Origin of the sequence: Thalassotalea ponticola (assembly GCF_041379045.1) — a bacterium.
GTDB classification, from domain to species: Bacteria; Pseudomonadota; Gammaproteobacteria; order Enterobacterales; family Alteromonadaceae; genus Thalassotalea_A; species Thalassotalea_A ponticola.
The window spans coordinates 2,110,469-2,125,150 of sequence record NZ_CP166871.1 but is presented as its reverse complement, the minus strand read 5'-3'; the positions used below and the strand labels follow the sequence as shown (position 1 = coordinate 2,125,150).

Sequence of the window (14,682 nt, the reverse complement as noted above, 5' to 3'; positions counted from 1 at the left end):
ATTGGTTTGCTACTTGGTATGGCGCATCAAGGTTAAAAAGAACAGCGAGCCAAGTAACGAGGTTATTACCCCAATGGGAAGTTCTTGACCGTCTAGTAGGGTGCGCGCCAGTACATCCACCCACACTAAAAAGACCCCACCAACCAAGGCACTAAAGATAATTAATTTGAAACTGGTCAGTGAAAACAAGCGGCGTACGACATGTGGGATCATCAAACCAACAAATCCGATGCCACCGCAAAAGGCGACAATCATAGCGCACATCAGTGCACACAGTACCAGTACTGCGATGCGTAATTTTTGCGCATCGACACCAACCGTCTTAGCGCTGTCGTCACCAAGCAGTAAAGCGTCGAGTTGTTTGCTCATTAACAGCGACAGTAAAATGGACACCGCTACAATAGGTAACAACACGTATACACTGTGGCTGTTAGCTTGCGCAAGCGAGCCCATCAACCAAAAAATCACCCGGTTAGCCGCAAAGGCATCTCCGGTGTAAAGAATAAAACTGGTGATCGCACTCAGTAAAAATGAGATAGCCACTCCGGCAAGTAATACGTGCTCACTGCGGTGCAGGTTATACCGATTCAATACGCTAAGTACTAAGCCAATGGCCACTAGAGCGCCGATGAAGGCGGCAATGGGTAGTACTAATGCCTGCGTGGCTACCGGCCAATGTTGCAGGTCAATGAGGTTAGTTACGGTAGCACCAAGTCCGGCACCGGCGACAATGCCAAATAAATACGGATCGGCTAACGGGTTGCGCGTTGCGTTTTGCAATAACGAACCGGCAACGGCTAAGCCAGCACCGACAATAAAACCGGTTAATATGCGAGGCAGGCGCAGCTCAAAAAAGATGGTGTGATACAGTGGCGTTTCACAGGCGTCTATACATTGCCATAATTGTCGGTACGAGACATCGCTTGAACCCAAACCGAGCGCTGCGACAATACTTATTAAGATCACGGCGATAGATATCACCAACAGATACAGATTACCCCTTAATTGAGGACGAGACGTCTCGGTCATACAGCCCCCTTATTATCGCCGAAGGACGCATTGAAATCGGGTTGTTTACTGGGGGCAAATTGTACATGAGTGTACCAGGTGTTATCTGCACAACGCTGCTTACTGACCTGGCTGCGCACATGAAAAACGGGTTCTAATAACGAGGGTGTTAGCACTTCATCTACAGCGCCAAAGGCAACAACCTTTCCCTTGTTAAGTAACGCTATTTTGTCACTGTAATAGCTGGCGAGATTGATATCGTGCAGGCTCATAATCACGGTCACACCCAGCCTTCGGACTAAGCTTAGAATTTGCTGTTGATAAAAGATATCTAGGTGATTGGTTGGCTCATCGAGGACGATAATGTTTGATTGCTGTACCAGAGCTCTGGCGATCATCAGTCGTTGCTGCTCGCCACCAGATAAGGTTGTAAACAGGCTATTACCGTGATCTGACAGACCGACTGTATGCAGGGCGTTTTGCAATTGTTGTTGCTCGGTTGAACTACTGAGACTAAATAGTGGTTGCTGTGCAATCAAGCCTGTTTGCAAAATATCGCTGCAGCGCAAGTTGACGTAGTTACTGTGTTGTTGCTCAACAAAGGCTAATTGCTTGGCAATCTGGCGGCGACTGAGCAGATGTATAGGCTGCTCATTGATAAACACGCGTCCTTCAAAGTCGGTAATGAGTCCGGCTATACATTTTAACAGCGACGTTTTGCCTGCGCCGTTAGGACCAATAACACTGACCACCTCGCCAGAGTTAACGGTGAGGTCAATATCGCGCAACACCGCGTGCTGTTGTGGTCGCCAACTCAATTGCTGACATCGAAGGGCTGTTTGCCTCATTTTAACGGGTCACCTTATGCCGCAAATCACAGTCCTGTGCGCGTTAGTTAACAGCCAAAGCTGACAACATCGTCGATGCTGTGTTTGCTAGTAACGCTGAGATTCTGTGGTTAATGGTTTTTATGTCAGTGTGTTAACAACACCATAAAATCATGTATTGTCAGCCATACGGCGGGATCGGTAACAGGTCGGCATGACAACCATGCATCAAAGTGATGGAATGATAGTTACTCGACTTGCATCGCGTTACCCGCACGAATACTGTCCTTTAGTAGGCAGGTCTCCTGACTCGTAAAGTAACGCGTTTACCGCTATCGGGCGATTAACACGTTTAGTTTTTATCCTTCCCAGTATGTATCGATACCAGTGGCTTATAAAAACGCTTTACTTACAGTTGCGGGAACAGTTGAGGGTTTACACCTCATTCCCTTTTAAGTTTGCTTTGAAAGACAGACCGACGTTGATGAATCAGCTACCAGTGATCAACACAAGCAAACACCTATTAAAGTAAGCTCATCATAGCAGTTTGTTCAACCAAGACAAAGGGTTTATCGCGTTAGCCGTTTTTTGTTCGATGCCACAGGTGTTATTCACGCTGGTTAACCATGTCACTTTAAAGTTTACGGCTTACATCTTACGGCTACGGCTTACGGCTTACAGCTTACATCTTACGGCTACGGCTACGGCTTACAGCTTACATCTTACGGCTACGGCTTACAGCTTACAGCTTACGGCTTATAGCTGGCTTACAGCTCTGATCTCACAGCTTATCGTTTTTTTGGTTAGTCACCTTTTGCAGGGTGACTGAGCTTGTCAACGGTGGCTGTACAGGCAGGAATGAAAGTTTTGACAAAGTAATCTACTTCGGGCATGTCGGCCTTGAGTACCGCGAGTTTGCGCTGTAATTTTTCTTCAACGTGAGCAAACTCAGGATTGTTGTGGTAAAGCTCATTAATCGCTTTAATGTAGGCTACTAAAATATCGGCGGCTTTAACCACTGCTTTTAGCTCGCTATCAACGCGGTCTTGTACAATGATGCTGGCAAATGCGGCCTGTAACTCTTTTGGCAAGGTAGCCAAGCACTCTTTTTCGGCAAGGCTTTCAATTTTTTTAAATTCAGCCGAAATTTGTTCGTTGGCGTACTTAGTCGGACTCACCACATCGCCATAGCGGGTTTCGGCAGCTTCGTGATACAGGGCAATGGTGGCCGCGCGATCGGCATTGAGATCACCGTTGAACATGGTATTGCGAATCACCGCTAATAAGTGGGCGACAACGGCAACTTGGTGTGAGTGCTCGGCAATGTTTTCGGTTTTAACGCAATACATTAACGCCCACCGTTTGATCAGTGGCATGCGAAATAACCATGCGAGAAAGGTACTATCCATAATCACTCCTAGGGCGTGTTGACCTTAGTTTAATAATTATACTGAGAAATAAGATCGTTTTAATCAAGGCAAACATTATGTTGTTTAGCCATCTAAATTCATCAGTTTTAACGCCGAGTAAAACGATTTTAGCCTCAGCCCACGGCGCAATGGCTATTTTTCGCACCAACGACATTAGAATTCACTCGTTTGGAACAACCAAACGTCGTTTATTCTGCTTTGCTATTACAAAAAATAGCTCATTGTAGAAAATTCAAACACAGGTTAACACGTCCTAAAGTTGAGAGTAGTGGCCAAAAAAGTCTTTAAGCCGATTTATTGCGTCAACTAGGTCGTCGGCATGCGGCAAAAACACTAAGCGAAAATAGATACCTTCGTTAAAATTAAACGCACTGCCTTGCACCAACAGTATTTTCTTTTGCTTTAACAAGTCAAGGATCATTTGCTCGTCATCGTTGATGCCGAGTTTTTCACCGTCTACTTTGACAAATAAATACATAGCGCCTTTGGCTTTGTGACAGCTCAACCCGTTGATATCGTTAATCATCGAATGTGCCAAATCTAATTGATTTTTCAAGCGACCGCCATCTTGCACTAGCTCGTTGATACTCTGATATCCGCCAAGCGCCGTTTGAATGGCGTATTGACATGGAACATTGGCGCACAGTCGCATTGACGCGAGCATGGTTAGGCCGTCTAGATAACTGCGCGCTTTGGACATAGGGCCGGTTAACATCATCCACCCAGCGCGAAAACCGGCAATGCGGTAATTCTTAGACAATCCGCCCATGGTGGCGACTAGCACATCACTACTCAAACTAGCTGTTGGCGTGTGCTCTGCGCCGTCGTACAACACCTTGTCATAAATTTCATCAGAAAAGACGATTAAGTTGTGTTGTTTAGCCAACGCTAAAATTTGTTCGAGTACGTGGTTAGGGTAAACCGCCCCGGTTGGGTTGTTGGGGTTGATCAAGACAATGGCTTTGCTGTGTTGATTGATTTGCGCTTTGATATGCTCAATGTCGGGATACCAGTGGTTTTGCGGATCGCATCGATAGTGAACCGGCTTACCTCCCGACAGTCCTACCGCCGCCGTCCACAGCGGGTAATCAGGAGAGGGAATAAGCACTTCATCACCGTCGTTGAGCAACGCCTGCATCGCCATGATGATCAGCTCACTCACCCCGTTACCGATAAAAATGTGATTAACATCGAGATCTTTTAGACCAAACTGTTGATAGTATTGCATCACCGCAACACGCGCTGAGTATATTCCTTTGGATTCACTGTAGCCTTGAGCCGTCGGTAGATTGTGAATGACATCGCGCAAGATATCATCGGGCGCCAAAAAGCCAAACGGCGCAGGGTTACCGATATTCAGTTTGAGTATTTTGTGACCTTCTTCTTCAAGGCGTTGTGCTTCCTCAGCAATGCGACCTCGAATTTCATAACATACTCCAGTGAGTTTTTTAGACTTCAAATACTCGCTCATGATCAGTAACTTATTTATTGAATTTTTGTTATTAGTTAACTTCATCATAACTAAAATTGACTACTTTGACACACTTACTGACACTTTTTTTGCGCAATTAGCCAATATCTTGGGTATAACTTAACAGAGAGTTTGATATATGGGGGAATTATGCCTTTACCATTATTCGTACTAACAGCTGCCGCTCTAGGCGCAGTGGTGATTAAAGAGCTCGAAGGCAAGCGAGATGAACAAGATAAATTGCGTTCAATCGAAGACGGCATTGACACGCGCCAACACTTAAACAAGCACGACAGCGGAATAGCTAGATACCCGAATGAGCGATTTGCCAATGAAACACTGGCACAAATGAAGCCTGGTGCTTTGGTTTGCTGTGGTTTAGGCAGGGTACTTGAGCACACTGGTATTTGGGTTGATGACAACACCATCGTTGAACTTCACGGAAGTGGCTTAATTAAGGCGGTATCACCAATGCGCTTCTTACACGAGCGCTCGGGTACAGATATCTTTGTCGCCTGCGATCGTCATGGTCAGGCACTTGCCGATGAGATCACTGCACAAAGGGCAGCCAAAAGTGTCTATCAAATGTGGCAATATAATTTGATTAAAAACAACTGCCATCGCTTCGCTTGGTATTGCATCAGTGGCTTAAAGGCGGATGTCACCACGTTTCATCAACTAAACAAGTATTTGTCAAAGCGCTTTGATCGAAAAATATACTGGGATAAATGGCAACAGCGCCGCCCGGAGCTCGCCGTTAGTGAGCGACACGCGCGTATTTAGCTGCAAGTGACATCACTACGCCAACAGGCGCTATTTGTAAGTATGCAATGCAAAAAAAATCGGCACAGATGATACCTGCGCCGATTTTTTCGGTTAAACGCAAACGATGTGCTTATTTGTCACCAATAACTTGGCACACATCGGCAATTTTTAACATTGATTTTTCACCGCTGATCCGGTTTTTGTACTCGACTTCTTGTGCATCTAAGTTGCGTTCACCAACCACGATACTGTGTGGGATACCAATCAGTTCCATGTCTTTAAACATGACGCCTGGGCGCTCTTTGCGGTCGTCAAACAACACTTCCACACCTGCCTCGGTGAGCTCTTTATACAGAGCCTCAGCAGTTTGTTGAACGCGCGCTGATTTGTGCATGTTCATTGGAATGATGACCACTTTGAACGGGGCTATGGCTTCTGGCCAAATAATACCGTGTTGGTCGTGATTTTGTTCGATGGCTGCGGCAACGATACGCGATACCCCAATACCGTAGCAACCCATGGTTAAGGTTTGATTTTTACCTTCTTCGTTAAGAACGGCGGCGTTCATCGCTTTTGCGTATTTTTCGCCCAGCTGGAAGATATGGCCTACCTCAATACCGCGTTTTATCTCTAGCGTGCCTTGACCGCAAGGGCTTAAGTCACCGGCGACAACGTTGCGAATATCAGCAACTTGATAGTCGTTGATATCGCGATCGAAATTAGCGCCCGTGTAGTGGAAGCCGGTTTCATTGGCACCACAGATAAAGTCAGCAAGGTGAGCTGCACTGCGATCAACAATGACGTTTGTCGCTAAACCAATAGGGCCAATAGAGCCCGCATCACATCCCGCTACCGCTTTGATTTGCTCGTCAGTAGCAAACGTCAATGGACTAGCCACATCGGCTAAATGTTCCGCTTTAATATCATTTAACTCGTGGTCGCCGCGCAATACCAGAGCGACAATTGGCGCTGCCTCGCCTTCTTCAGCATGCCCTAACACCAACAGTGTTTTAGCAACTTGGTCTGCTGTGGTGTTGAAAAATGCACAGACCTCATCAATACTGTGGACATTTGGCGTTGCCACTTTATCGAGTTCTTGCGCAGGTGCTGCACGCTCTCCTTGTGGCGCGAGCGCTTCGGCTTTTTCAATATTCGCCGCGTAATCGCTGCCTGTGCTAAACGCAATTGCGTCTTCGCCTGAGTCAGCTAATACGTGGAACTCATGCGAGGCATCACCGCCAATTGAGCCGGTATCGGCAATAACCGGACGATAATCCAAACCGAGGCGTTCGAAGATACGACAGTACGCCGCGTGCATGATGTCGTAAGTTTGCTGTAAACTTTCTTGTGATAAGTGGAAAGAGTACGCATCTTTCATTAAAAACTCACGTCCGCGCATCACCCCAAAACGAGGACGAACTTCGTCGCGGAATTTGGTTTGAATTTGATACAAGTTGATCGGTAATTGCTTGTACGAGTTCAGCTCATTGCTGATTAACTTAGTGATCACCTCTTCGTGAGTTGGTCCCAACACAAAATCTCTGTCGTGACGATCTTTTAAACGCAGCAGCTCTGGACCGTAGTCTTCCCAACGACCTGACTCTTGCCAGTAATCCGCAGGCTGAACCATTGGCATCAAAGTTTCAATTGCACCCGCTCGATTCATTTCTTCTCGAACGATATTTTCTACTTTCTTAAGAACCTTTAAACCAGTCGGTAACCAGGTGTACATACCAGAGGCCACGGCGCGAATTAAGCCGGCTCGAAGCATGTATTGGTGACTAATAACCTCGGCGCTGGCTGGGGTTTCCTTAAGTGTTGAAAGCAAATATTGGCTAGTACGCATGGAGATGCAATTCCGTATGATTAAATTGACGTTGAAAATAGCTGTTATTCTAACAGCACCAGGTCATTAGGCAAACGCTTATCTGTTTACAACGGTGAAAAATAATCAAATTGTCAGCCGTTAGTGGTGGGTAACCGCGTGATCCGTGCTCAGTATGTAGGAGCAAGTACCAAGTGTTGAGTCATGAGTGCTAAAGACGCAACGAAGCGTACATGAAACCAGTAGCGTCGGTATAGCTCATCAGCGTTTACGACGTTGAATAACTCGTTTAATTTGCACTCGTTTATGGCTTCGACGGCGACTGTTAAACCACCAGCGGTCACTGGGAGTGGAGGCCGCGGGGCAGGGGATATCGCCAAACGGAAAATATAAGTGTTGGTCGGGGCGACTAACATCGTCACCTTGTGATCTGGTATCAGTGCCTGAATTTACCTTGTTAAACTCAGGTAAAAACGTTTTTTCGTTAGCCATTGGCCACCTCGCACGAGCGCCTGGAGTCGCGATATTCAGCGTAAATAGAGGTCTGGTTTAGCGACAACAAAACAGTGTTTATCGGTGTGTCAGATTGATAAAACAACCATCTAGGGGTGGCTAAACTTTGCGCAATAATACCTCACAGAGCCGATAATATCAAATGGACAGGCAAGCTCATGGTGGTTGGCATCAAGGCTTAAAACAACCGGCTACTGGTTATCGAGTAAAACGGTTTACCATCATCAGGTAGGTGAATGGCCAGCGCTATCGAGGTATTGTCGCGCTAATTCACCGTTTAAGCTATCAATACAATCAAGGTCTTTTAGGCAGCGACGTTAAAAAGGCTTGCTCGATAAACCGTGCAAGCCTTTGTCTAACTCATGTAATTTCGATCGCGATTTCGATGCTGTTTAGCTTACTTAACGCTGTTGGCTTGCTGCTCGGCAATGCGTTGCTGCTTCTTTGCTTTTCGCTCTGCGATATTTTTATGTACGTCACCACCAATGTGCTGTTCGCCGCGCGTTTTCGCTAACATCATTTGACGTTGTCGCTCAGCGTATCGAGCGCGTTGCTGTTCGCTAGTTTGGTCATAGCAACGATGGCAACTGACGCCTTTTTGATATTCATCGCGTAACTTGTCTTGTTCGGTGATCGGTAAACGACATGCGTGGCACTGATCGTAACCGCTGACTTCTAAGTCGTGATTAACGGCAACTCGATCATCAAATACGAAACAGTCGCCTTGCCACATCGTGTCTTTTTTATCGACGTCTTCTAGGTACTGTAATATTCCGCCTTCGAGGTGGTAGACCTGATCAAAGCCTTGCTCTTTTAAATACGCCGTCGACTTTTCACAACGGATACCGCCGGTACAAAACATAGCAACCTTCTTGTGCTTTTGCGGGTCGAGATGATCGGCAACATACTGAGGGAATTCACGGAATGAATCAGTATTTGGGTTAATTGCGCCTTTAAAAGTACCAATTTCGATCTCGTAATCGTTGCGTGTGTCAATTAACAGCACGTCAGGATCGCTGATCAATTCATTCCACTGCTGTGGCTTCACGTAGGTGCCGACAACTTGTTTCGGGTCGATGCCTTCAACCCCCATGGTGACAATTTCTTTTTTCAGTTTTACTTTGGTGCGCTTAAATGGCGCTTTGTCGGTAAATGACTCTTTAAACGAAATAGGGGCAAGATTTAATGTATCGTTTAAATACGACAATAACGCATCGATACCGCCTCGAGAGCCGGCAACGGTACCATTAATACCTTCTTTGGCCAGTAACAGGGTACCAACGATGTTGTTGTCCTGCATAGTCTGCAGTAATTCAGGTTTGATCTGTTGGTAATTTTCTAGGGTAACGAACTTGTATAAAGCACAAACAACGTACTTACTCATAAATAGGTCCTCGCCAGTCGGAGCGTAAATCCGCAGCAATTTAGGGCCAACCGCTACCGCGTGTTTGTTCACATATCGGGTAGGCAGGTTAGGATGAAACATACGCAAATAGTCAAATGCTAACTTAGCTTAGTAACCGGACTATTTGCCGTGAATAGCGCCATTATACGTATCGATAAGGCAACAGTCACCCAAAAAAGTACACCTCCCCGATCACACCGAGTCAATCGACACAACGGTACAAATATCGGCATTGATTTGCCAGCGAATATTACAATCGTATAAGCGCATGCCATATTCTTGTTGACCGAGATCGCGTTTGCGATAGGCGGGTCTGGGATCTTGTGCCAAAACTTGTCGTATCAACAATTCAAAGTTGGCGTATTGTGACTGATAATGCGCCAACTGTTGTTGCGCCGTTGATGAAAAGGTTATTGATATCGAGCTTTTTTGTGCCTCAGGCGCCATCATTGACCTTGCTTGAGGGACACAATCGCTGTACGGAATGTAGGGTTTAATATCCAAGATAGGTGTGCCATCGAGCAAATCTAAGCCACTGATATCAATTGCCAGATGACCGTTTACTGTTGACAGACCTTGAAATTTAACCACCGAGATACCTATTGGGTTTGGTCGGTGGGTGGTGCGACAGGCAAGAACACCGGTTTTGACGTTGCCGCCTAATCGCGGGGCTTTAACCAGAGGTTTCCAACCGCGCTCGATCGTTTGATGAAACACGAATACCAGCCACAAATGGCTGTGCTGCTCAATATCGCGCACCAGCTCGTGTTGATTAGCCGCCAGTAATAGCTCTATTTTACCGTGTGCCGCGGTGACTAAATTTGGCTGGCGCGGAATGGCAAACTTTTCTTTATAGGGCGAATGAACCACGGCAATCGGGCTCATTTGGTAACACTTATCCATATCGGTGCCTATCTATTGCGTTGGTTAACACCACAACGCGTATTGTTGTTAATTGCTGATGTGTCGATGTAATATTTTTTCCATATCGGCAAGCATGAATGGTTTTGAAATAAAGTCATTCATCCCCGACATAGAGCACTGTTCAATGCGCTCTCGCAGCGTGTCGGCAGTTAATGCGACGATCGGCAAGTCGTCAAAATCGGAGTTTTCGCGAATTAAACGCGTCGCTTGGTGTCCATCCATTTTCGGCATGTGCACGTCCATTAATACCAAATGGTAGTGTTTTTTCTCAACCGCGGCGACGGCTTGTTCGCCATTTTCGACCACATCAACGCTAACCCCTAGCTTTTCAAGTAAGCCCTTGGCGACAATTTGGTTCACCGGAATGTCTTCTGCTAATAACACTTTTATGCCGCTAAATTGACTGTATTGATACGATGATTGTTTGCTGTTATCAATACTGAGAATATCAACAAGGCTGGCAAAGGAAATGGGCCAATGCATGTGATAGCGATTGTCGTAGAAGGCAAATCGATTGCGTTGTTCTGGCTGACTTAAGCGACTGATGACGATAAGTTTTAACTGTCTGTCTAGCAACAAGGGCTTAAGCGTGTACTCAAGCGCATCGAGCTGTCGTTCATCTAAATAACAGATATCAACCAGTAACGCCAGATTTTGGTCGTCGCTGACCTCGATAGATGACAGCGCATCGCGCTGTAAAAATTGTAGCGCTATATCAAAGTGTGGACAGTGTTGCTCCAATAACTGCTGATGGTAATGGTAATCGGTTATCGCCAGTAATTTGTGCTGTTTGATCTGTGGCAGCGGTTGCTGTACCGCTTTTTCAAGCGGAATGGCGAAGGTAAAGCAACTGCCTTTGCCGTAGGTAGAAGTTACTTTGAGGTTACCGCGCATTAACTTAGCCAGCTTGTGGCTTATGGTGAGTCCAAGCCCGGTACCTCCAAATTTTCGGGTAATGGAGTTATCTGCTTGAGAAAACGGCTTGAAAATGCGTTGCATGTGAGTTTGGGTTAAGCCGATCCCCGTGTCTTCGACCGTAAAGACAATGGTGTTATTTTTTTGCTCGAGGCCAATACTCACCCGTCCTTGCTTGGTAAACTTGACGGCATTGGAGGTTAAGTTCATCAACACTTGACCAATGCGCACAGGGTCGCCGTAAAAATAACGTTGTACGTTGTCGTCAATATTAAATTGCAGATCTAGGTGCTTGTGATCGGCGTTAATGGCAAACACATTCGCCAATCGCTCAAATAAGCTGTTTAAGTCGAATTCAACTCGATCAATATCCATGCGATTACTGTCGATTTTAGAAAAATCAAGAATGTCATTAAGGATATTGAGCAACTGCTTGGCCGAAGATAAAATTTTGTTGACGTAAGCTTTATCTTCTTGCGCCAGATCTTGTTGCTGTAACAATTGCGATAAACCAATAATGCCATTCATTGGCGTGCGGATCTCGTGGCTCATATTGGCTAAGAATTCAGCCCGAGTGCGATTGGCTGTTTCTGCTTGTTGCTTGGCTTTTTCCGCAATTAACGCCTGTTGTTCATATTTTACCAAGGTTTGCTTGATTTCATCTTGCATCTGATTCATCGCTTGCACCAAGATATCAATATCGGCTGGTTTACCTGGATGTTCAGCTTTTAAGTTAAAGTTACCGGTGCCAATATTGCGCGCCATTTCGGTGATATTACTCAATGGGCCGGAGATGTATTTGACGATAAAATAGCGAATCCACAACAAACTTAAAATAAACATGGCTTGCAACACCAATTTGATCAATTGACCTACTTTGATTTGTTGTTGCAGTTTACTCGTGCTTTGGTAGTGCCACTTGTCGTAAGCGCGGTGAAATACATCTATTTGCTGCATTATGTCGCTTTTCGCCTCTAAATAGGGAGCGCCGTATAACAGATCCATTGCGCTAGTTTTTTTGTTAAGCGGGTCTGTGGCAAACAGACTAAGTGCTTGCTGTTCAATATTGGCCAACTGATCGCCCATGCGCACGGCTTCTCGCAGTATATCAAGCAAAGCTTTTGGTGCCAGTAACTTGTCGATGGTGTTAATTAGCGGCTCTTGCGCAGCCGAGCTTTGTTGACGTTCGGTGTGATCTTCATCCCAATAGACGCTAAAGTAATCATCCGGGCGAGTGCGCAACCCTTGGCGCACCTCGATCACTTCTTGGTAATAATTTTTATAGGTGTCATCACCGGTGACCACATAGGTTCGCGCGGTGCGCGTTTGCTTATTTGAGGTGTCGCGTACCATCGCCGCAAGCTCCATGGCATTGACGCGATCTTTTTTTAATCGGTCCAGTTGATTAGCGGTAGATTGGTAGTAATAAAAAAAGCACACGTTAGCGGTGATCAGGACCAGTAGTACCAGAAAAAAACGGGTGAAATAACTGTTTATGCTCAAAGTAATCTCAATGGGTTTTAGCGTCGCGTTTATAAGGCTTATTCTAACACTGCCGACAACTTTTTTCGAAACATTACACCTGTTTAAGGCGAGGCAAAAATTTCGGTACCATACTGTTCAGCCTGATTGTCATAGCACATAGGCGTTGTATTGACTGGCTTTTAAAAAAAAAGGAGCTGAATGTTCAGCTCCTTTATGTCAAATTAGCGAGGTAACGTCGCTTGACCTATGCACCTTGCTTTTCTTTGATGTAGTTTTCCATCATAGTTTGCATAACATCAAGCGGTAATGGGCCGTTTTTCAAGTACACTTCGTGGAATTCGCGAATATCGAATTTGTCACCTAGTGCTTCTTTAGCCATGTCACGCATGCGCAAAATTTCTAACATACCGACTTTATATGCGGTTGCTTGTGAAGGCATAACCGCATGGCGTTCAACCATTTTTACCGCATCAGATTTGGCATTTGGGGTGTTGTTTACGTAGTAATCAATACTTTGCTCACGAGTCCACTTTTTGGTGTGCATGCCGGTATCAACAACCAAACGACAAGCGCGCCACAACTCCATTGCTAAGCGACCAAAATCAGAGTACGGGTTTTCGTACAAACCAATTTCTTTTGGCAGTAATTCGCTGTATAAACCCCAACCTTCGCTGTAAGCCGTGTAGCTAGCAAACTTGCGGAATGTTGGAATGCCTTCTAGCTCTTGAGAAATAGCTAACTGCATGTGGTGGCCCGGAATACCTTCGTGGTAAGCAAGTGCTTCCATTTGGTAGGTAGGCATAGCTTCCATATCGTATAGGTTAGCGTAGTAAATACCTGGACGAGAGCCGTCTGGCGCTGGACGATTGTAAAATGCTTTACCTGCTGATTGTTCGCGGAACGCCTCGACGCGTTTTACCACTAAGTCGGCTTTTGGCTTAACAATAAACAACTCATCAAGACGGGTTTTCATATCGTCTATCCAGTAAGTCGCTTCATCTAAGTAGCGTTGCTTACCTTGTTCGGTGTTCGGATAATAAAATTGTTTATCGGTACGCATAAACTGCATAAACGCTTGCAAGTCACCTTTAAAGCCAACTTTATCTTTAATGGTACGCATTTCATCGTGGATGCGGGCAACTTCTTGTAAGCCGATTTGATGAATTTGCTCAGCGGTCAAATCAGTCGTTGTGGTGCGTTTTAACGCGACGTTGTAGTATTCCGCGCCATTTGGAAATTTCCACGCACCCGCATCGTTGGTCGATTTCGGTTCCAGTTCAATAAGGTAATCAATTAGGTGTTGATAACCCGATTGTACACTGCTTAACAGGGCCGTTTTGGCGTCGTTAATAAGTGTTTCTTTTTCACTGTCATCAATGTCGAGTTTGGCTACTTTGCTCTTAAAGTCAGCAAACAAGGTTGAATCATCACCGTCGGTAAACGGTGCACCGTTGATCAAGTTTTGTGAATCGCGAATAACATGAGGGAAGACAAAACTCGGGGCGATGATGCCTTTGTTCTCACGAATTTTAAGTTGCTCAACCAATTGCTGCATGACTTTTTCAACACCGTTTAAACGACCGATATAGTCGTTTGCTTCTTTGCTGTTAGCAATGGTGTGCTGGTTGATTAACATAGACGGAATGTTTGAGTGAATACCAAACATTTGGTTAACAGGGTAGTTGTGGTGACGCCATTTGTAAGAGTTGATCTCTTGCTCTAATGAGCTTTTGGCCAACTGATAGCTGATTTTAGTTTGATCGTCGAGTTTGTCGTAATCAAACTCTGCCAATGCGGCTAGGTTGTCTTTGGCAAATTGTAGGTCTTCTGCACTGCGTTGTTCCGTAAACTCATCCCACTTGTCATAGTCTTTGCGAATACCCAAGTACGTTTGCATTTGCGGCGAGCGCATGACGGTATCCATAAACACTTTTTCAAAAAAAGCGTTTAAGCGCTGTGATTCGGTTTCAGCCACTGCTGCGTTTTGCTCTGCTACTACTTCAGTTGCGGTGTTGTTCGCATTTGATGATGCAGTCGAGTCAGTGTTGGTACAAGCGGCAAGAAACGCACTTGATAATGCCAATGCCAATAAAGATTTTTTCGTTCGCATAAAT

Annotated in this window: 11 protein-coding genes and 1 riboswitch; of the genes, 1 reads left to right on the top strand and 10 read right to left on the bottom strand. The window is 45.5% G+C overall.

The window, feature by feature from the left end:
• Positions 1 to 9: 9 nt before the first annotated feature.
• The 4 genes from ACAY30_RS09120 to ACAY30_RS09105 all read right to left on the bottom strand — a co-directional run bounded on the left by ACAY30_RS09120 (position 10) and on the right by ACAY30_RS09105 (position 4,736).
• On the bottom strand, positions 10 to 1,029 hold the full coding sequence (locus ACAY30_RS09120) for an iron ABC transporter permease (RefSeq protein WP_290251069.1): 1,020 nt from the start codon (positions 1,027 to 1,029) through the stop codon (positions 10 to 12).
• Positions 1,026 to 1,856 (bottom strand): ABC transporter ATP-binding protein, encoded by an 831-nt coding sequence (locus ACAY30_RS09115; protein ID WP_290251068.1) that lies wholly within the window; start codon positions 1,854 to 1,856, stop codon positions 1,026 to 1,028. The genes ACAY30_RS09120 and ACAY30_RS09115 overlap by 4 nt, the downstream gene beginning before the upstream one ends.
• Positions 1,857 to 2,112: 256 nt before the next feature.
• Positions 2,113 to 2,330, bottom strand: a riboswitch (cobalamin riboswitch).
• A 308-nt stretch (positions 2,331 to 2,638) separates the two neighbouring features.
• Positions 2,639 to 3,244, bottom strand: a complete 606-nt coding sequence (gene yfbR / locus ACAY30_RS09110) for a 5'-deoxynucleotidase (RefSeq protein ID WP_290251067.1) — start codon at positions 3,242 to 3,244, stop codon at positions 2,639 to 2,641.
• Positions 3,245 to 3,518: 274 nt separating this feature from the next.
• A complete protein-coding gene (locus tag ACAY30_RS09105) occupies positions 3,519 to 4,736 on the bottom strand; it encodes a pyridoxal phosphate-dependent aminotransferase (protein ID WP_290251135.1) in 1,218 nt (405 codons plus the stop codon).
• Between the two features lie 150 nt (positions 4,737 to 4,886).
• On the opposite strand from ACAY30_RS09105, the gene ACAY30_RS09100 reads away from it, so the two are divergent.
• Positions 4,887 to 5,519 carry a lecithin retinol acyltransferase family protein gene (locus tag ACAY30_RS09100; protein ID WP_290251066.1) on the top strand — a complete coding sequence of 211 codons (633 nt, stop codon included), beginning with the start codon at positions 4,887 to 4,889 and terminating at the stop codon, positions 5,517 to 5,519.
• A 112-nt stretch (positions 5,520 to 5,631) separates the two neighbouring features.
• On the opposite strand, the gene ACAY30_RS09095 is transcribed toward ACAY30_RS09100, so the two are convergent.
• From ACAY30_RS09095 to ACAY30_RS09070, 6 genes are all read right to left on the bottom strand, one after another.
• Positions 5,632 to 7,347, bottom strand: a complete 1,716-nt coding sequence (locus ACAY30_RS09095) for a proline--tRNA ligase (RefSeq protein ID WP_290251065.1) — start codon at positions 7,345 to 7,347, stop codon at positions 5,632 to 5,634.
• 240 nt (positions 7,348 to 7,587) lie between these two features.
• On the bottom strand, positions 7,588 to 7,818 hold the full coding sequence (locus ACAY30_RS09090; protein WP_290251064.1) for a hypothetical protein: 231 nt from the start codon (positions 7,816 to 7,818) through the stop codon (positions 7,588 to 7,590).
• A 418-nt stretch (positions 7,819 to 8,236) separates the two neighbouring features.
• Complete coding sequence (locus ACAY30_RS09085) at positions 8,237 to 9,223, bottom strand: rhodanese-related sulfurtransferase (RefSeq protein ID WP_290251063.1); 987 nt, start codon at positions 9,221 to 9,223, stop codon at positions 8,237 to 8,239.
• 213 nt (positions 9,224 to 9,436) lie between these two features.
• Positions 9,437 to 10,147 carry a tRNA (N6-threonylcarbamoyladenosine(37)-N6)-methyltransferase TrmO gene (gene tsaA, locus ACAY30_RS09080; protein ID WP_290251062.1) on the bottom strand — a complete coding sequence of 237 codons (711 nt, stop codon included), beginning with the start codon at positions 10,145 to 10,147 and terminating at the stop codon, positions 9,437 to 9,439.
• A 48-nt stretch (positions 10,148 to 10,195) separates the two neighbouring features.
• Positions 10,196 to 12,586, bottom strand: a complete 2,391-nt coding sequence (locus ACAY30_RS09075) for an ATP-binding protein (RefSeq protein WP_290251061.1) — start codon at positions 12,584 to 12,586, stop codon at positions 10,196 to 10,198.
• A gap of 226 nt (positions 12,587 to 12,812) precedes the next feature.
• Positions 12,813 to 14,678, bottom strand: a complete 1,866-nt coding sequence (locus tag ACAY30_RS09070; protein ID WP_290251060.1) for a DUF885 family protein — start codon at positions 14,676 to 14,678, stop codon at positions 12,813 to 12,815.
• Between the last annotated feature and the right edge of the window lie 4 nt (positions 14,679 to 14,682).

Bases quoted from the DNA above. Each gene is read 5' to 3' on its own strand.
- ACAY30_RS09120 (WP_290251069.1), bottom strand. From the start codon at position 1,029: ATGACCGAGACGTCTCGTCCTCAATTAAGGGGTAATCTGTATCTGTTG.
- ACAY30_RS09115 (WP_290251068.1), bottom strand. From the start codon at position 1,856: ATGAGGCAAACAGCCCTTCGATGTCAGCAATTGAGTTGGCGACCACAA.
- yfbR (WP_290251067.1), bottom strand. From the start codon at position 3,244: ATGGATAGTACCTTTCTCGCATGGTTATTTCGCATGCCACTGATCAAA.
- ACAY30_RS09105 (WP_290251135.1), bottom strand. From the start codon at position 4,736: ATGAGCGAGTATTTGAAGTCTAAAAAACTCACTGGAGTATGTTATGAA.
- ACAY30_RS09100 (WP_290251066.1), top strand. From the start codon at position 4,887: ATGCCTTTACCATTATTCGTACTAACAGCTGCCGCTCTAGGCGCAGTG.
- ACAY30_RS09095 (WP_290251065.1), bottom strand. From the start codon at position 7,347: ATGCGTACTAGCCAATATTTGCTTTCAACACTTAAGGAAACCCCAGCC.
- ACAY30_RS09090 (WP_290251064.1), bottom strand. From the start codon at position 7,818: ATGGCTAACGAAAAAACGTTTTTACCTGAGTTTAACAAGGTAAATTCA.
- ACAY30_RS09085 (WP_290251063.1), bottom strand. From the start codon at position 9,223: ATGAGTAAGTACGTTGTTTGTGCTTTATACAAGTTCGTTACCCTAGAA.
- tsaA (WP_290251062.1), bottom strand. From the start codon at position 10,147: ATGGATAAGTGTTACCAAATGAGCCCGATTGCCGTGGTTCATTCGCCC.
- ACAY30_RS09070 (WP_290251060.1), bottom strand. From the start codon at position 14,678: ATGCGAACGAAAAAATCTTTATTGGCATTGGCATTATCAAGTGCGTTT.